The organism is Haloactinomyces albus (assembly GCF_031458135.1).
In the GTDB taxonomy this organism is placed as follows: Bacteria; Actinomycetota; Actinomycetes; order Mycobacteriales; family Pseudonocardiaceae; genus Haloactinomyces; species Haloactinomyces albus.
This window is the reverse complement of sequence record NZ_JAVDXW010000001.1, coordinates 3,928,375-3,945,738: the sequence shown is the minus strand read 5'-3', so window position 1 is coordinate 3,945,738 and position 17,364 is coordinate 3,928,375. Positions and strand designations below refer to the sequence as shown.

Sequence of the window (17,364 nt, the reverse complement as noted above, 5' to 3'; positions counted from 1 at the left end):
CGCGTGGAAAGGTGTCTGTCCCGACGCTGCCGCCCATCCACCCGCTACACGCGTTCCAGGCGCACGATGATGGCTTTGGAGGTGGGAGTATTGGATGTGTCGGCTACCGCGTCGAGCGGCACGAGCGGGTTGGTTTCGGGATAGTAGGCCGCCGCACAGCCTCGGGGCGTGGAGTAGGCAACAAGGCGGAAAGCTTCGGCGCGGCGCTCCTCGACGACTCTCCCGCCGTCGCGCCACTCCGAGACCACGTCGACCACGTCACCGTCGTGAAAACCGAACTCGGCAATGTCGGCGGTGTTGACCATGATGATCCTTCGCCCACCCTCGATACCCCGGTATCGGTCGGAGAGACCGTAGATGGTCGTGTTGTACTGATCATGGCTGCGGAGTGTCTGCAGCAACAGCCGACCGTCGGGGACATGGATCGGATCCGGAATGTTGACCGTGAAGTTGGCCTTGCCCGTGTCCGTGGGAAAGGTGCGGGTGTCTCGAGGTGGGTGGGGGAGCACAAACCCGTCTGCGTGTCGAACCCGTTGGTTGTAGTTTTCGCAGCCGGGCACGACATGGGCGATGTGTTCTCGGACGCGGTCGTAGTCGCGTTCGAAGCTTTCCCAACTCACGGGATGATCGGGGCCGAGGAGTCCGCGGGCCAGCCTTGAAACGATGGCCACCTCGGACAACAAATGTGGCGAGGCCGGCTGCAGGCGCCCACTGGATGCGTGCACGACGGACATGGAGTCCTCGACGGTCACGAACTGGTCCCCCGTACCCTGCGTGTCCCGTTCGGTCCGGCCGAGCGTGGGGAGGATCAGCGCGGTTCGTCCCGGTACGAGGTGCGATCGGTTGAGTTTGGTCGAGATCTGCACGGTGAGTTCGCAGCCACGCAGGGCTGTCTCCGTGGCGGTGGTATCCGGCGTGGCGGCAAGGAAGTTGCCGCCCATGGCAACGAAAGCCCGACACTGGCCGCGATGCATGGCTCGGAGGGTCTCGATGGTGTCGAAACCGTGCCTGCGGGGCGCGGAAATCCCGAACTCGCCCTCCAACGCGGCCAGGAACGTCTCGGGCATTTTTTCCCAGATGCCCATGGTTCGATCCCCTTGGACATTGGAGTGCCCGCGCACGGGGCAGACGCCTGCTCCGGACTTGCCGATCATGCCGCGTAGCAGCAGGACGTTGACGACCTCGCGGATCGTCGGAACGGCCTGTTTGTGCTGAGTCAGTCCCATTGCCCAGCACACGACAGTGCGTTCGGAGTTCACGAGCATCGTCGCGATCCGCTCGACCTGTGCCCGGGGCAACCCGGTGGAGTCCTCGACATCATCCCAGTCGATGTGCCTGGCTTGCCGGGCGAACTCGGTGAAGCCGTGTGTGTATCGCCGGAGGAAGTCGTGATCGAGCACTGTGCCCGGTGCTGTCTCCTCGGCCTGCAGGATCAGCGCTGCCAGAGCTTTGAACAGTGCCAAGTCGCCTCCGACACGTATCTGGGCGAACTCGTCGGCCAACGAGGTGCCGTCACCGACCAGACCACGCAGGTTCTGGGGGTTCTTGAACTCCATCAGCCCGGTTTCCGGTAGCGGGTTGACCGCCACAACTCGGCCGCTTCGTCGTTTGACCTTTTCCAGCGACGACAGCATGCGGGGATGGTTGGTACCGGGATTTTGCCCCACCACCAGCACCAGGTCGGCGTGCTCGATATCGGTCAACGACACCGATCCCTTACCGATGCCGATCGTTTCGTTCAGCGCTGCGCCCGAGGATTCGTGGCACATGTTCGAGCAGTCCGGAAGATTGTTCGTACCGAAGGACCGAACCATCAACTGGTAGAGGAACGCGGCCTCGTTGCTGGTGCGTCCCGAGGTGTAGAAAGCCGCCTCTTCCGGACTGTCCAGCCGGTTCAGCTCATCGGCGACGACTTCGAACGCCTCGTCCCAACTGATCGCCTGATAGTGGTCTTCGCCTTCCCGCAGGATCATCGGATGCGTGATTCTGCCCTGTTGGCCCAACCAATAGTCGGTCCGCTGCGCAAGCTCGGAAACCGGGTGCTCTGCGAAGAACTCCGGACCAATCGTGCGCGTGGTGGCTTCCTCGGCGACGGCTTTGGCACCGTTCTCACAGAACTCGGCCATCTTACGCTTGTCCCCGTCGGCCGCACGAGGATCCGGCCAAGCACAACCGGGGCAGTCGAAACCTGCGCTCTGGTTGAGCAGCGGCAGTGCTTTCGCCGACCGGGCCACGCCCATCTGTTGCACGCTACGCTGCAACGAAGTCAGCACACCCTGGATACCGGCCGCGGCCCGTTTCGGGTCTGTGACCGTCAGGGAACGCTCGTCGATGTCTTCCCCGGGTTTCTTTCGTACCACCGGACGCTCCTTATCTGGGGGCGTGCGAAAAATTGAGCACGACAAGTGCCGAATCCGGCTCTGCCCTGATCAAACCGACTGACGGACAAAGTCCGAGGCAATCGCGGCCGCTGTTGCAGGACCGGCACCGTGCCGTGTATCGCGGCCGGACCGAGCTCAGCGCGCTCTCGATCCTTCCGCGCCCGCTGCACGGGCTGTGCCGACAGCGACACCGGTAATCCGGTTGGGGTCGAGCAATTCGGTGAGCTCGTCCGGACTGAGCAGACCGCGTTCGGCGATGATTTCCACAACACCACGGTTGGTGGCGAGAGCTTCCTGGGCGATCGCAGTCGCTTCGGTGTATCCGATCTGTTGGTTGACTGCGGTGATCAGACTGATGGAATGCTCCACGGAGGCTCGCAGCGAGTCCGCCTCAGCGGTGATACCGGCAATAGAACGCTTGGCGAGTACGTTACACGCGGCGGTCAGGCGCGCCATACCCGTGAACAGGCTGTGCACGATGATCGGTTCAAAGGCGTTGAGCTGCAGCTGTCCGGCCTCGGCAGCCATTGTGATGGTCGTGTCCTGGCCGATCACCTCGAACGCGACCTGGTTGACGACCTCGGGGATGACCGGGTTGACCTTGCCCGGCATAATGCTTGATCCCGCCTGCACAGCAGGCAGCGCGATCTCTCCGAGACCTGCGCGCGGTCCTGAGGACAGTAGTCGGAGATCATTGCACATCTTGGACAGATTCACGACAAACCGCTTCAAGGCTGTGGAAATCTGCACGAAGCAGCTGGTGTCCTGGGTCGCCGCGACGGGATTGGCATCCGATTGCACGTCGAGCCCGGTGATCTTCGCCAGGTGCCCGCAAGCCAACGTCGCGTAGTCGGGGTGAGCGTTGAGCCCGGTCCCGATGGCAGTACCGCCCAGATTGACTTCGGCCAGTGATGCTCGAGATTCCAGCAGACGCCGGCGATCCTTCTCGATCAGGGAAGCGAACGCATCGAACTCCTGTCCGAGCGTCATCGGCACAGCGTCCTGCAGCTGGGTTCGACCGATCTTCGTCACGGCGGCGAACTCGACACCTTTCGCCGCGAATGCCTCCCTCACCATCTGCACTGCGGAGAGCAATCGCCGGATCGACCACTGCAGCGCGACTCGCGCCGCAGTGGGGTACACGTCGTTGGTCGACTGCCCGAGGTTGACCTCCTCCAGTGGGTGCAGATACCGGTAGTCGCCGAGATCGTGCCCCAACAACTCCAACGCACGATTGGCGATGACCTCGTTGGCATTCATATTGGTCGACGTGCCGGCACCGCCCTGGATCACGTCGACGACGAACTGGTCATGTCCCCACCCGGTACGGATGTCGTCACATGCCTTCACGATGGCATCGGCTTTGCTCTCCGGCAGGAGCCCCAAGTCACGGTTTGCCAGTGCCGCCGCTTGCTTGACGCACGCCAGCGCGGCAACGAGATCGGGCCACGACGCGATGGGCATCCCACTGATCGGAAAGTTCTCCAGTGCTCGCGCCGTGTGGACACCGTAGTACACATCGTCGGGAACCTCGAAGTCCCCGAGAAGGTCGTGCTCGTTACGTCCACTCATCACACTTCTCTCCGCTTCCCACACTCAGGCCACACAATCGTTTTCCGGTTGAGTGGTTCCGCATGCACCACGTGCGAGAAAATCGCCGGATGGATGGGCATCCGGCAGGATCGGATGCTCATACACGACGTATGATGCTTCAGTCTTCCTCGTGACCTGGGATGCTCCGAATGCGTGGGCGAATATTTCCGTGTCTTCGGCACACAAATTCACTGTCTCCTCGGCGTTCACAGCGTCAACCTCTCCACCAACGCAGGGTCCGCCGCGACGTCGACGGCGGTCTGAGCCATGGCCGTGGCGGCGTCGAGAACAGCCCGGTCGGCCGCCGGGGTGATGCAGTGTGCGGCGAACTCCTTTTGATGATTGACCGCGGGCAGCGAGTCGATACCGATGTAGGGATGGATCGCCGGTAGGACGCGGGACACGTTGCCCATGTCCGTCGACGCCGTATTCATTCGGGAGGAGGCGTCCTCATCGGAGAATCGACGGCCGCGGGCTTCGGCATTGCGCCGGTAGGCGGCCAGCACGTCGAGGTCGTTGTGGAATTCCGAGTACGGGGCGCTTTCGGCCTCGATCTCGAGTTCGCACCCGGTGGCATGGGCGCCTGCTTCGAAACACCGCAGTACGCGTGGCTCTACTTCGGCCAGTTCGTCGAGATTGTTCGCGCGCACATACCAGCGTCCTTCGGTCGTCTCGGGAATGGCGTTCGGTGCTTCACCGCCTCGGGTCTGTACGCCGTGCACTCGGGTGGTGTTCGGAAGGTGTTGACGCAGCAGACCAATGGCGACCTGGGCCACCGTGAAGGCATCCGCGGCGTTGACCCCGTGTTCGGGATAGGCCGCGGCATGAGCCGCCTTGCCCCGATATCGGATCGCCGAGTGTGATACCGCGAACGGTGCGGCCTCGGCAACATCGACCGGTCCGGGATGCACCATCATCGCCGCGTGCAGGCCATTGAACGCCCCGCGCTCCAGCAGGGTGATCTTTCCGCCACCGCCCTCCTCGGCCGGTGTTCCCACGATGGAGACGGTCAGCCCGGCGTCATCGGCGACCCGAGCCAGGCCGGCAGCCGCCCCGACAGCCGAGGCGGCGATCATGTTGTGGCCGCACGCATGGCCGAGTTCGGGCAACGCGTCGTACTCGGCACAAATCCCGATGTGCAACGGTCCCGAACCGATTCGACCCCGCAGAGCCGTGGGCAACCCGCAGATCCCGTGCTGCACGTCGTATCCGAGGTCGTCCAACGCAGCAGCAACCCACTGCGAGCTGCGCTCTTCCTCCCATGCGAGTTCCGGATGGGCATGGACGCGGTGACTGAGACCGACGACCTCTGATTCGGCGCTGCTCACCGCGCTGTCAATGGCATCGTGGATGTTCATCGTTCTCCTGAGTGGGAAACCGAAAGCTTCACAGGTCACCGGGTACGCCGTAGCCGGGCGCCGCCGAAGGATGCAGACCGCGCTGGACGTAGTCGTCCTGCTGCGGCTCCCACACGTCGAGCAACCTCTCGAGTTCCGTGATCGGATCGCCTTCGGTCCAGTCGATCCGCAGATCGACGACCGGCCACGGTGCGGTGTGCGCCACCAGCAGACCGGCCGAATGCACCGGTCCCTCCTCGCCCCCGGCAGCCAGTCCCGCACTCAGAGCTGCCAGCAAACGACGAGCCATGGTGGGATGCTCATCGGTTTCGAAGTCCTCGACCATGGAGTCCAGCACTTTCGTGGAGGTCAGCATGTTGCCTGCGGCGACACTGTCGTTTCCGGTTGCCGACCCGAAGGTGCCGAGCGCATGGTCTCCCGAGTACACGGCCGGGATTCCTGACGCGCCGACAGCCGCGAGTTGCCGATAAGCAATGTCGGTTTCCGAGCGGGTCACCTGATCGACGGCCTGCTGCGCCGACACTCCCAGCTCCAGCAGTCCCAGCAGGCGCGGCCCCAGTCGAGGATCGGTCACGTTCTGCGAGCACACGGCTCCGACCGTGGGCGAGACGTAGGCGCATCGCGAGGCCACCGCCGGACTCGACGAGCTGATCGCCACTCCCAAGGCTCCGGTACGGCGGCACCGTGCGGTAATCGAAAAGGTCACAGTTGCTCCCCTCGCTCGGCGGCTTTGCGCTGCCGCTGTTCGGCGGCCTCGGTGGTTCGTTCGGCCGGGATCACGGCCACGGCGTCGAGCTCCACGAGCCATTCCGGACGGGCCAGGGCGTCGACGACGAGGCCGGTGGATACGTAGTGCACGCCCGACAACCAGCGGCCCATGACGCGGTAGACGTCCTCGCGGTAGCGGATGTCGGTGAGATACACGGTAATCTTGACGATCTCGTCGAGTTTGCTGCCGCATTCGGACAGCAGCATCGCGATGTTGCCCATGGCTTGTTCGGTCTGAGCGGTGACGTCGCCGATGCCGACGCTGTCCCGCGTGTCGAGGTCCTGACCGATCTGGCCGCGCAGGTACACGGTGTCACCGGCCACGACGGCTTGTGCCAGGTCGTTGTCGAGACTCTGCTCAGGGTAGGTATCGCGGGTGTTGAACGGACGGATGCGGGTGTGGGTCGGCATCAGGTTGCTCCGGTCGTGGTGACGGTGGGCTCGGCGTCCTGGTCAAGATGGGGAGGTAGCGGTGGTCAGCCGGCGTGGGCCGAGCGAGCTGCCGACGTTGTGGTGGGCGAGATAGCTGCGCTGGATCGTGATGTGCTCGGCCACGTACGCGGCGTCGTGCCAGACCCCCCAGATGAAGCTCGATCCGCGTCGCGACTGCCAGGGCAGCCCGAGGAAGTAGATCCCGGGCTCGGAGGACACGCCGCGTGTGTGCTGCGGCTTACCGTTGTCGTCGAAGGCATCGACCTGCAACCAGCTGTAGTCGGAGACGAAGCCCGTCGCCCAGACGATCGAGGTGACTCCGGCGCTCGCGAGGTCGAGCTCGGAGAGCGGGTCGACCAGGCATTCCGGGTCCGGCCCGAAGATGCGGGCCTCCGGTTCCTGGGGTAGGTCGAGTCCGTTGCGGGCGACGTAGTCGTCGGCTTCGTCGAGCAGCGTCAGGTAGTTGGCATCACCGTTGGCGATGTTGTCGCGCAGGTCCGATGCGAACTGCATCCGGCCGTTCTCGAACGCATGGGTCATGCCGACGAGGGTGATGCCGTTGTCCGCGAGAGCCCGGAAGTCGACGGTCTGACCACCGTGTGCTCCGCTGACCGCAATCGTGACGTGCTCCGCTCCACGGGGAGGCGCCACCGCTTCCCACTTGTTGAGCACTCCGAGCCACCAGCAGAAGTCGCGCCCCCTGTACCGCCGCGGGGGTCGGTCGTGCGGACCGACCGACAGGTAGACCTTCCGGCCGGACTTCTGCAGCTCGTCCGCGATCTGAACGCCCGACGATCCCGCCCCGACCACGAGGACGGCGCCCTCGGGCAGCTGCTCCGGGTTGCGGTAGGAGCTGGAGTGGATCTGGACCACGTTCGCGTCCTCGGGAACGACCGGGGGGATGACCGGCTTCTGGAACGGCCCGGTCGCCGCCACGACGTGGCGTGCGTCGATGGTCCCGTCCGACGTCTCCACGTGGAAGCCGGGGCGTCCGACGTTCTTCTGCACGCGCTGCACGTCCACGCCGCACCGAATCGGCGCGTCGATCTTCTCCGCGTAAGCGACGAAGTAGTCCGCAACCTGATCCTTCGACGCGAAACCATCGGGATCGACGTCGGCGAACAGGAGTCCCGGGAAGCGATCGTGCCACGCCGGCCCGTTCGCCACGAGGGAATCCCAGCGTCCCGTGCGCCAGCGCTCGGCGATTCGATCCCGCTCCAGCACCAGGTGCGGGATTCCGCGTGAGCCCAGGTGTTCGCTCATGGCCACGCCGGCCTGTCCTGCGCCGACGACGAGGACCTCGGTCTCGTGATGCGACATGTCAAACCTTTCCGCTCCCGTGGTTTGGTTTGTCGGTCGGCTCCGAGTTTGGAGACATCCGAGTCATCTGTAAAACAAATGTTTTTGGATTAATCCATCGTTTTTTCAGATGACCCCAGCTGGGCACGGCAGAGTGCGGCGAATGCCTGGGCGCGGACGGTGGATCGAATTCCCGTGACGCGAGCGAGCACCACCGGCAGCGGGGGAACATCGTCCAGCAGCGCCAGGCGAACGATCCGGCCACCGTCGTAGGTGACGTCGTGGTGGGGTTGCTGGTTGAGGATCGCGTAACCGTGCCCGGCGGCCACCAGGGAGCGCACCGTTTCGTAGCTCGACGTCCGATACCGCACCACCGGCTCGACATTCGTGCGCAGCGCCAGCGACCGGAAGTACTCCCGGCTGTGGGGGAGGTCGAGCATCACCATGGGCTCTCCCGCGAGATCCGCGAGTCGCACTCCGGAGGCCTCTCGAAGCGGATGATCCGCGGGCACGATGACGTACGGCGGTGCCACGGTCAGCACCTCGCGCTCGAGGGCGTCGTCGAGATCGAGGTCGTAGAGCAGCGCGATCTCACAGGCACCCGACAACAGCGCCTGCTGCAGTTCCTCGGTCTGGCCCTCCAGGACCGACACGCGCACCGCCGGGTGCTCGTTGGCGAAGGCGGTGAGCAGGGTCGGCAGGTAGAACGGCGCCAGCGTCTGAAAACAGCCGACGGTGACTTCGCCGACCAGGGAGGCTCCGAGGCCGCGAGCGACGTCGGCCAACTCCCCGGCATGGGAGAGGAAGCCGCGCAACTCCTGCAGGAACCGCTCCCCTGCCTTGGTCAGGGCAAGACCCTGTGCGTGCCGTCGAATGAGCAACTGGACGCCGAGCTCGCGCTCCAACTGCGCGACCGCGGTCGAGATGGCCGACTGCGAGACCACCATGTGCTTGGCCGCCGCAGTCATGCTTCCCAGCTGCGCCGCGGCGGCGAAGTACCGCAACTGGACCATCGTGAACTGTGGCTCTGCCGACATGCGATCACCTCGGTTCTCTGGTTTTCGACATGGTGAATCTCGTGGGCACCGGCTGCTCACACGGGCAATGCACAGCCGGTGGCCTGCCCGGCGTAGGCAGTCAGCAAGCTTCTGGCGCGCGCCAGGTCGACGGATGTGTTGTTACTCAGCAGGTGCAGCCCGAATCCGTCCTCCAGGACGACCAGAGTGTGCACGACCTCGCCCAACGGCTGGGTCAGCGTGAACGCACCACTGGCTCTCCCCGCCTCCAGGACCGTGGAGTACAGGGCCACTTCCCGGTCGTAGAGGCTGGTCATCAGGGACGCGTGGGTGGAGCTGCGGTCGGCCAACCCGTGCATTTCGTACAGCACGCGGGCCACGTCGTCATCGCGCCCGGAGGGCAACCCCGAGCCGAGGGCCGCAGCGAGCTTGCCCACCGGTGTCTCGATCGACTCCACCGTGGCCAGTCGTCGTTGGTAGAAGCGTTCGACCACGTTGCGATGGACGTCGAACATGAGCTCGTCCAGCTCCGGGTAGTGGTAGAGCACCGAGCCCGGCGAGACTCCCGCCTGGGCCGCGATGTCCCGGATGCGCAGGTTGTCCCGCCCTCGTTCGGTGATGGCTCGCGACGCAGCGTCGATGAGCTGCTCGCGGCGCGCGTCATGCTTCCTCGAGCGTGCCATGCTCATCATTATTTATGACTGTGTTCAATTTTTCCAATCTCGGTTCAACCCGTTGACATGCTCTGATGTGTAAGAGTTGAATTCGCGTTCAAAGAAATACTGGTGACGCGGAACACACGCGAGCCACTGCCAGACGATCATCGCGAGGAGACCGATGTCAGTCCCGACCCATGCCCACTGGACGGATTCGGCCGCCCGGGTACGCCCTCGCACCGAGGCCTTCATCGGTGGTAAGCCGGTGCCGTCCCCCGGCGGTGACACGTTCCCGTCGATCAACCCGGCCACCGGTGACAAGCTCGCCGACGTCGCCGCGTGTACGAGTGAAGACGTCGATGCCGCAGTGTCCTCGGCACGCCACAGCTTCCACTCCGGCGCGTGGTCTCGGAGCGCCCCCACCGAGCGCAAGCGCATCCTGCTGCGGCTGGCCGAACTCATCACCGAACACGGCGAGGAACTGGCGCTGCTGGATTCGTTGGACATGGGCAAACTCGTCACAGACGCCCACAAGATCGACGTTCCCTTCGCCGCCGGATTGTTTCAGTGGTACGGCGAAGCACTGGACAAGACCTACGGCGAGATCGCCCCGACCGCTTCCAGTGACCTGGCACTGATCAACCGCGTCCCGCTCGGTGTCGTGGGGGCGGTCGTACCCTGGAACTTCCCCCTGGACATGGCCACCTGGAAACTGGCCCCGGCCCTGGCGGCGGGAAACTCGGTGGTGCTCAAACCGGCCGAACAGTCCCCGTTGTCCGCGCTGCGCCTGGCCGAACTCGCCGCCGAAGCCGGACTCCCCGACGGTGTCCTCAACGTGGTCCCGGGCACGGGCGAGACCACCGGCAAGGCCCTCGGCCTGCACCCGGACGTCGATTGCATCGCCTTCACCGGGTCAACGGACGTGGGCAAACGGTTTCTGCGCTACGCCGCCGAGTCGAACCTCAAGCAGGTCTGGCCGGAATGCGGCGGCAAGAGCCCGAACCTCGTCTTCGCCGACTGCGCCGATCTCGACGCGGCCGCCGACGCGGCCTGCGCCGGGATCTTTGCCAACCAGGGCGAGGTGTGCTCGGCGAACTCACGCCTGCTCGTCGCCCGCGAGATCGAAGACGACCTTCTCGCCAAGATCGCCGACCGGGCGCAGGAGTACGTACCGGGTGACCCACTCGATCCGGCAAGCCGAATGGGCGCGCTCGTCGACGAGACCCACACCTCCCGTGTCGTCGACTTTGTCGAAGAGGGCAAACGCACCGCGCGGCTGGTCACCGGCGGCGACCGCCTCGCAGGCCACGGCTGTTTCGTGGAACCGACCGTGTTCACCGATGTCGAGCCCGGCAGCCGCATCGAACGCGAAGAGATCTTCGGACCCGTGCTGTGCGTCACCAGCTTCGATAACGAGGAGCACGCCATCGAGATGGCCAACGACAGCCGCTACGGCCTGGCCGCCTCCGTATGGACCGCCGACCTGTCGCGCTCACTACGCGTCTCGGAGGCTTTGCGTGCCGGGACCGTCTCCGTCAACACCGTCGACGCACTCAGCGCACAAACCCCCTTCGGCGGATTCGGCCAGTCCGGCTACGGCCGGGACCTCTCCCTGCACGCCCTGGACAAGTTCACCGGGCTCAAGACCACCTGGATCAAGCACTGACCCACCCACGATGAAAGGACAGCGCCGTGACCACCACCGACAATGCTGCGAAAGCTCGCATCAGCGCCAGTGAGCTCGCCGACGTGGACCGAGCCCACATCATCCACCCCTACCTGTCGGCCACCACGACCGAACGCGTTGTCATGGCCAAGGGCCAGGGCTCGACGCTGTGGGATGTCGACGGGCGCGAGTACCTCGATGCCACCGGTGGGCTCTGGCTGGCCCAGGTCGGCCATGGGCGTGCAGAACTCGCTGAAGCCGCCGCCACTCAGATGCGGCAACTGGAGTACTTCACCAGCTTCTGGGAGTTCTCCAACAACCGCGCCATCGAACTTGCCGACCGACTCGCCGGACTCGCCCCGGACAACCTCAACCACGTGTACTTCACCAGCGGCGGTTCCGAAGGCATCGAAGCGGCCCTGAAAATGGCCCGTCACCACCACTACCGCCGCGGCGACACCGACCGCACGTGGATCCTGGCCCGGCACCGCGCCTACCACGGCGTCGCCTACGGCGGCGGCACCGCGACCGGCTTTCCGCTCTATCACGACGGTTTCGGACCGATGCTGCCGGACGTGGCCCACCTGACCCCGCCGTGGCCCTACCGCACCGACCTGTTCGGCGACGAGGACTGCACCGACGTCTGTATCCGCGAGCTCGAGAACACCATCGCCGAGATCGGCGCCGACAACATCGCGGCCATGATCGGTGAGCCGATCATGGGTGTCGCCGGTATGGTCGTGCCCCCGGACGACTACTGGCCCCGCGTGCAGGAAGTGCTCCACCGGCACGGAATCCTGCTGATCCTCGACGAGGTCGTCACCGCCTACGGCCGAGTCGGTCAGTGGTTCGCCGCCGACCACTTCGGCGTGCGACCCGACATCATCGTCACCGCCAAGGGGATTACATCCGGCTACCTGCCGCTCGGTGCGGTCCTGGTGGACGATCACATCGCCGAGACGCTCGGACAGCAGGGCTTTCCCATGGGCTACACCTACAACGGCCATCCCACCTCGTGCGCGGTCGCCCAGGCCAATCTCGACATCATCGACCGCGAGCACCTCCTCTCGCGGGCCACCGAGATCGGCACCTACCTGACCGAGAAGATCGCCACCGAACTCAAGGGGATCCCCGTGGTCGGCGAGGTCCGCGGCGTCGGCATGATGCTGGGCATCGAACTGGTCTCGGATACCGCCACCCGTACCCCGCTGCCGAACCCCGGAGCGGTCGCCGACGCGGTCCGTCGCGAGCACGGTGTGATCGTCCGCGACTCCGCCCAAGGGCTCGTCCTGTCACCGGCGCTGACCCTCGGTCACAACGAGGCCGACCGCATAGCCGCGGCACTGCGCCGTGTACTCGAACGCACCGACGCCTCCGGAACGGTGCGGGACTGACCGATCTCGCCGTCGGCGAGGCCGCGCGTTCGCGACCTCGCCGACGGCCTCGGAGTCACCCCGCCATCCCGGCCTGGCAATCTCCGCGCGAAAGAGGCCTGCCTCACCATGACTGCCCCAACTCTGCAGCGCACTCTCGGGTTCTGGAGTGCTCTGGTCACCGGCATCGGACTCGTCATTGCCTCAACAACGCTGACCACACTGGGCAACGGGTTCGGACTCGGCGGATCGGCGTTCGCCATAGCAGGACTGGCCGCGCTGGTCATTACGATACTGATCTCCTTCTCCTACTCGGAGCTGGCCAATCTCATCCCGGGGGCCGGGATGATCGGCGACTACACCGCACCAGCGCTGGGGCGCGGGCCCGCGATCTTCGGTGTGCTCGCCGGCTACATCGTGCTCGTGGCCACGGTCGAACCGGCCGAGCTCATGGTCTCCGGCCTCGCGGCGCACCAGCTCGTACCCGCCATCCCCCCGAGCCTGTTCGCGATCGGACTCACCGTCCTGTTCTGCGTGATCAACCTCGTCGGGGTGAAATCGTTCGGGCGTACCCAGCTCGTGGTCACCGGCGTCATGCTGTTCACCCTCGTCGGTTTCGGAGTCGCCGGTCTTCTCGAGCTCGGCAACGTACCCAGCGTCGAATCGATCCCCCTCAACCCCGCCGGTTGGACCGGTATCGTTCACCTCGTCGCGATCGGGGCCTACCTGTTCATCGGCATCGAGTTCGTCTGCCCCATGAGCGAGGAGATCCGCAACCCCGGTCGGATCATTCCCCGTGCCATGATCAGCGGGCTGGTGCTCGTCTATCTCGTGGACATGCTGTTCGGTTTCGCAGCGCTGCGTTACGTCGGACTGGAGGAACTGGCGACCTCGGCGACTCCGCACCTGCTGGTCGCCGAAGCCATCGCCGGACCCACCGGCCTGTTCGTACTCACCGCCGCGACCATCCTGGCCTCGGCAAGTTCGGTCTCGGCGATTCTCGCCGCAGTCCCCAGAATGCTCTACGGCCTCGCCCGCAAGGAAATGCTGCCGCGTGCATTCGCCTGGGTACATCCGCGATTTCGCACACCGTGGATCTCCGTGCTGGCCGTGACCGGCCTGATCATCGGCTCGCTGGTGACCGTCGCCGACAGCGACGCCGTCCTCACCCTCGTGCTGGTGGCCACCGTCATGTGGCTGGCTTCCTACATCCTCGCCCAGATCGATGTCATCGTCCTGCGCCGCCGCTACCCCGACGCTCACCGAGCCTTCCGCGCACCGCTGTATCCCCTGCCCCAGATCATCGGCATCGCAGCGTGTATCGGCATGATTATCAGCATCCATCCCGATGCCGACATGCGAACCACCGTCTGGCTCGGCGCCGCCGGCTGCACCGCCGTGATTCTCGGCTACGCCTTCGTCTGGCTCAAACTCGTCAAAAAGGTTCCGTTCTTCACCCCCACCCCGCTGGCGGACCCCGACAGTGCGGACCAGGACATTCGCGAACCGGCACGAGGAGTGCAGTCATGACCGCCGCATTCGGCCGGGCACCAGCAGGAGTGTTCCTCCCACCCTCCCCGCTCGACGCTGCCGCTGTGCACTCCCTGCACCAGCAGGCGTTCCCGTTCCGGCAAGCCGGGCTCAACATCGGTGATCGTCAGAGCACGGGCGTGAGCATGACAACCCCGGATCGGCACATCCGGCTCGGGTACAGGACGCAGAAGCAGCTGCTGGCCCGGATCCACCACCTGCAGGTCACCACCTCCGTACCCAGCGCCTTCGGGCCCATCGCGGATTGCACCCTCGAACTTCGTATCCGAGGCACACACCGGACAAGGCATTGGTGGAATCCGTCCGGACCGGGAAAATCCGAAGCGGACGAGGTGGCTACCAAGCTGACCGGTCCCGCCCTCACCGAGCTGATCCACGCAGTCGACCTCACGTCCTGCACTGTGTCCTGGACCGCCCACACCGGCTGCTGGCACGTCTGCGTCGAGCCCTACGCCGGGCACCACCTGCGTCTTCTGCTTCCCCCGATGACCTACACCAACACGTTGACCCGCACCGAGGCCGCGGTGATCACTGCAGCACTGCACGAGATCACCACCGCTGTTGCGGACTGAACCAACCTGTCTCCCGCGCAGGGCAATCCGATACCGAACGACATCGTCAGAAAGGAAGCGCCATGAAGATCGCCGTACCCCGCGAGATCAAGAACAGCGAATACCGGGTGGCCATGACCCCCGCAGGAGTGCACGAATTCGTCGGCCGGGGCCACGAGGTCTTCGTCGAGGCCGGTGCCGGTGCCGGCTCCTCGATCCCGGATGAGGACTACCTCGCCGCGGGCGCCAAGGTCCTGCCCACCGCCGACGAGGTCTGGAGCGAGGGCCGGCTCGTGCTCAAGGTCAAGGAACCCATCGCCGAGGAGTACCCCAGGCTGCGCCGGGACCAGGTCCTGTTCACCTACCTGCACCTGGCCGCCTCCGCCGAGCTCACCGACGCGCTGCTGGACTCCGGCATCACCGGCATCGCCTACGAGACCGTCCAGAACGACATCGGCGGCCTGCCCCTGCTGGCCCCCATGAGCGAGGTCGCCGGTCGCATAGCTCCCCAGATGGGTGCCTACGCGCTGATGCGTCCCAGCGGCGGGCGCGGCGTGCTGCCCGGCGGCGTGCCCGGGGTGCACCCGGCTCGCGTGGTGGTCATCGGCGGCGGTGTGGCAGGGCTCAACGCCGCCACCATCGCCCTGGGCATGGGCGCCGACGTCGAGCTGCTCGACACCAACGTCGACAAGCTCCGCGACATCGACCGCGACTACCGTGGCCAGATCCGCACCGTGGCTTCCAATCGCTACACCGTTGAGCAGGCCGTCACCTCCGCGGACCTGGTCATCGGTGCCGTGCTCATACCGGGCGCCAAGGCCCCGAAGCTGGTGTCCAACGAGCTGGTGTCGCGGATGAAGCCAGGCAGCGTGCTCGTCGACATCGCCATCGACCAGGGAGGCTGCTTCGCCGACTCGCGGCCCACCACCCACGACGCCCCCACCTACCGGGTGCACGACTCGGTGTTCTACTGCGTGGCCAACATGCCCGGCGCGGTGCCCAACACCTCCACCCACGCCCTGACCAACGTCACCCTGCCCTACGCCCTGCGTATCGCCGATCAGGGCTGGCAGCAGGCCTGCCGCGAGGATTCCGCGCTGGCCAAGGGGCTCAACACCCACCACGGCACCCTCGTCAACGCCCCCGTCGCCCGTGCCCACGGGCGCGAGAGCGGCAGCCTCGACAGCCTTCTACAGTGAGGACTGTCGCCTGAACGTGTTTCCGGCCCGACACGCCGGATGTTGTCCGGCGGGATGGGTTGTGAGTGATGACCTCTGAAGCTGTGAGTGCACAGGAGCAGGTCGGGACGTCAGGGCGAGCGTTGTCGCCGGAACGGCCCATCTACGCCGCCATCGGCGTCACCGTGGACGGCCGCAAGGACGTGCTGGTCCTGTGGATGGGCAGCGGCGGCGAGGGCACCGAGTACTGGATGAGTACTGGTCGACCCGAAACCGATCTACACCGCACCGAATGCGGACACAGCCGTCACCTTGGGGATCCGTACCGGATATGGGCCACGACAGCCCTCCCGGATATCACGCGGCGGGTCTGCGAAAGGCTGGAGTCACACCGGAAGAGCTGGGGGCGTCGTGCTCCATCAGGCCGACCTGCGGATCATCGAGCCGGTCGCACAGAAGACCGGTGCTGTCAATGCGGTAGTTGCCCGTGACGTAGCGGAGTCCGGCAACACCTCCGCCGCGAGTATCCCGCTCGCCTTCTCCAAGTTGATCGATCGTGGAGAAGTCGAAAAGGGCGTCCCTGTACTGCTGTTCGGCTTCGGCGGTGGACTGTCGTATGCGGGTCAAGTGGTCCGCTGCCCGTAGCAGCCAGGTTTTGGGCTGGTGGTTGCGCTTGAGGGGCGTTCAGACACTGGTTCCTCACGGATGCCTCTCCGTCTTGCTAGCCGAGCCCGCACCATCTGGCAGTTCTGGTACGACTCGTCGTTGTCAGGGCCGCTGTCCACCCTCACCCCTGTCCCGGGGATCTCGGCTGCCCTCAGCTTCGGCCAGGACTCTGCAACGCCCCAGCGGTGGTGTCCTTTCATCACCACACGGTCAAACCGCGCCTCGCGGCGCACGAAGTCAGCGACCCGGAGCTCGTCCGGGCAGTCCGCGGCGAAGCGGCGTTTAACCAGGTCAGGTGCTTGCTCGGCCGTCGGGTCGAAAACCGTGGTGCGGACCTTCTTCGTGCGGGTGGTCCCGCGCCAGCCGTTCTCGCGCATCAGCCGTTCGACGGTGGAGCGGGCCACCGGCCACACCTTGGCGCTGCAGGTGCGCCCACATTTCCAGGCTCGGCTACAGCGACTCGGGCCGGCGGCGGCCCGGTGCGACCGGAGAACACCTGGCGGTGCGCGGTGATGAACGCGCAGATCAGCGGTGTTGCGGGGCGCACTCGGCCACGAAGAAGTTCATGGCCGCCTTGAGTACTTCGATGGTCCGTTCCAGTTCGCGGACCTTGCGCTTGAGCTCACGATTCTCGCGGGCCGATTCCGTTGACACACCAACGGATTCACCCGAATCGATGTCGGACTGACGCACCCATTTGTGGAGCGTCTCGATGCTCATCCCCCAGCCGGGTCGAGACCGCCCGCATCGCGGCCCACTCGGTCTCGTAGTCATCGACATGGTCCTTGACCAGACGGACCGCCCTGACCCGGGTTTCATGATCGTACCTGTTCGGCATCGTGCCATCCTTCCCAAGATCGAAAAGGGGTACGAAAA

13 protein-coding genes and 3 pseudogenes are annotated in these 17,364 nt (G+C 65.3%); 7 read left to right on the top strand and 9 right to left on the bottom strand.

Features of this window, described 5'->3' with window-relative positions; genetic code table 11:
- Positions 1-44: 44 nt before the first annotated feature.
- The 8 genes from JOF55_RS18810 to JOF55_RS18775 all read right to left on the bottom strand — a co-directional run bounded on the left by JOF55_RS18810 (position 45) and on the right by JOF55_RS18775 (position 9,530).
- The gene (locus JOF55_RS18810) at positions 45-2,360 is read right to left on the bottom strand and encodes an FdhF/YdeP family oxidoreductase (RefSeq protein ID WP_310276014.1); all 2,316 of its coding nucleotides are present in this window, start codon (positions 2,358-2,360) and stop codon (positions 45-47) included.
- Positions 2,361-2,516: 156 nt separating this feature from the next.
- A complete protein-coding gene (locus tag JOF55_RS18805; protein ID WP_310276012.1) occupies positions 2,517-3,953 on the bottom strand; it encodes an aspartate ammonia-lyase in 1,437 nt (478 codons plus the stop codon).
- 227 nt (positions 3,954-4,180) lie between these two features.
- Entirely contained in the window at positions 4,181-5,332 is a 1,152-nt protein-coding gene (locus JOF55_RS18800) for a M20 family metallopeptidase (protein WP_310276011.1), read from the bottom strand.
- 28 nt (positions 5,333-5,360) lie between these two features.
- The gene (locus JOF55_RS18795; RefSeq protein ID WP_310276008.1) at positions 5,361-6,038 is read right to left on the bottom strand and encodes a DUF1028 domain-containing protein; all 678 of its coding nucleotides are present in this window, start codon (positions 6,036-6,038) and stop codon (positions 5,361-5,363) included.
- Positions 6,035-6,511 (bottom strand): RidA family protein, encoded by a 477-nt coding sequence (locus tag JOF55_RS18790; protein WP_310276006.1) that lies wholly within the window; start codon positions 6,509-6,511, stop codon positions 6,035-6,037. Before JOF55_RS18790 ends, JOF55_RS18795 begins: the two co-directional genes overlap by 4 nt.
- Positions 6,512-6,553: 42 nt before the next feature.
- Positions 6,554-7,852, bottom strand: a complete 1,299-nt coding sequence (locus JOF55_RS18785; RefSeq protein WP_310276004.1) for a flavin-containing monooxygenase — start codon at positions 7,850-7,852, stop codon at positions 6,554-6,556.
- Between the two features lie 89 nt (positions 7,853-7,941).
- A complete protein-coding gene (locus JOF55_RS18780) occupies positions 7,942-8,868 on the bottom strand; it encodes a LysR family transcriptional regulator (protein ID WP_310276003.1) in 927 nt (308 codons plus the stop codon).
- Between the two features lie 56 nt (positions 8,869-8,924).
- Positions 8,925-9,530, bottom strand: a complete 606-nt coding sequence (locus JOF55_RS18775; RefSeq protein WP_310276001.1) for a TetR/AcrR family transcriptional regulator — start codon at positions 9,528-9,530, stop codon at positions 8,925-8,927.
- A 154-nt stretch (positions 9,531-9,684) separates the two neighbouring features.
- Here JOF55_RS18775 and JOF55_RS18770 point away from each other — a divergent pair, with 154 nt between their 5' ends.
- The 7 genes and pseudogenes from JOF55_RS18770 to JOF55_RS18740 form a co-directional block, all read left to right on the top strand.
- Complete coding sequence (locus JOF55_RS18770; RefSeq protein WP_310275999.1) at positions 9,685-11,169, top strand: aldehyde dehydrogenase; 1,485 nt, start codon at positions 9,685-9,687, stop codon at positions 11,167-11,169.
- Between the two features lie 26 nt (positions 11,170-11,195).
- Positions 11,196-12,563, top strand: coding sequence for an aminotransferase family protein (locus JOF55_RS18765; RefSeq protein WP_310275997.1), 1,368 nt, complete (start codon positions 11,196-11,198; stop codon positions 12,561-12,563).
- Between the two features lie 108 nt (positions 12,564-12,671).
- The gene (locus tag JOF55_RS18760; protein ID WP_310275995.1) at positions 12,672-14,072 is read left to right on the top strand and encodes an APC family permease; all 1,401 of its coding nucleotides are present in this window, start codon (positions 12,672-12,674) and stop codon (positions 14,070-14,072) included.
- Positions 14,069-14,665, top strand: a complete 597-nt coding sequence (locus JOF55_RS18755; protein WP_310275993.1) for a DUF3156 family protein — start codon at positions 14,069-14,071, stop codon at positions 14,663-14,665. Before JOF55_RS18760 ends, JOF55_RS18755 begins: the two co-directional genes overlap by 4 nt.
- A 62-nt stretch (positions 14,666-14,727) precedes the next feature.
- The gene (ald, locus tag JOF55_RS18750; RefSeq protein ID WP_310275991.1) at positions 14,728-15,843 is read left to right on the top strand and encodes an alanine dehydrogenase; all 1,116 of its coding nucleotides are present in this window, start codon (positions 14,728-14,730) and stop codon (positions 15,841-15,843) included.
- 134 nt (positions 15,844-15,977) lie between these two features.
- Positions 15,978-16,079 (top strand): annotated as a pseudogene (locus tag JOF55_RS18745) (transposase); the annotation flags it as partial.
- Positions 16,080-16,154: 75 nt separating this feature from the next.
- Positions 16,155-16,467, top strand: a pseudogene (locus JOF55_RS18740) (3-oxoacyl-[acyl-carrier-protein] synthase III C-terminal domain-containing protein); the annotation flags it as partial.
- Between the two features lie 254 nt (positions 16,468-16,721).
- On the opposite strand, the pseudogene JOF55_RS18735 reads toward JOF55_RS18740, so the two are convergent.
- Positions 16,722-17,326, bottom strand: a pseudogene (locus JOF55_RS18735) (IS3 family transposase); the annotation flags it as partial.
- Positions 17,327-17,364 lie beyond the last annotated feature (38 nt).

Bases quoted from the DNA above. Each gene is read 5' to 3' on its own strand.
- JOF55_RS18755 (WP_310275993.1), top strand. From the start codon at position 14,069: ATGACCGCCGCATTCGGCCGGGCACCAGCAGGAGTGTTCCTCCCACCC.
- JOF55_RS18775 (WP_310276001.1), bottom strand. From the start codon at position 9,530: ATGGCACGCTCGAGGAAGCATGACGCGCGCCGCGAGCAGCTCATCGAC.
- JOF55_RS18780 (WP_310276003.1), bottom strand. From the start codon at position 8,868: ATGTCGGCAGAGCCACAGTTCACGATGGTCCAGTTGCGGTACTTCGCC.
- JOF55_RS18785 (WP_310276004.1), bottom strand. From the start codon at position 7,852: ATGTCGCATCACGAGACCGAGGTCCTCGTCGTCGGCGCAGGACAGGCC.
- JOF55_RS18790 (WP_310276006.1), bottom strand. From the start codon at position 6,511: ATGCCGACCCACACCCGCATCCGTCCGTTCAACACCCGCGATACCTAC.
- JOF55_RS18805 (WP_310276012.1), bottom strand. From the start codon at position 3,953: ATGAGTGGACGTAACGAGCACGACCTTCTCGGGGACTTCGAGGTTCCC.
- JOF55_RS18800 (WP_310276011.1), bottom strand. From the start codon at position 5,332: ATGAACATCCACGATGCCATTGACAGCGCGGTGAGCAGCGCCGAATCA.
- ald (WP_310275991.1), top strand. From the start codon at position 14,728: ATGAAGATCGCCGTACCCCGCGAGATCAAGAACAGCGAATACCGGGTG.
- JOF55_RS18770 (WP_310275999.1), top strand. From the start codon at position 9,685: ATGTCAGTCCCGACCCATGCCCACTGGACGGATTCGGCCGCCCGGGTA.
- JOF55_RS18760 (WP_310275995.1), top strand. From the start codon at position 12,672: ATGACTGCCCCAACTCTGCAGCGCACTCTCGGGTTCTGGAGTGCTCTG.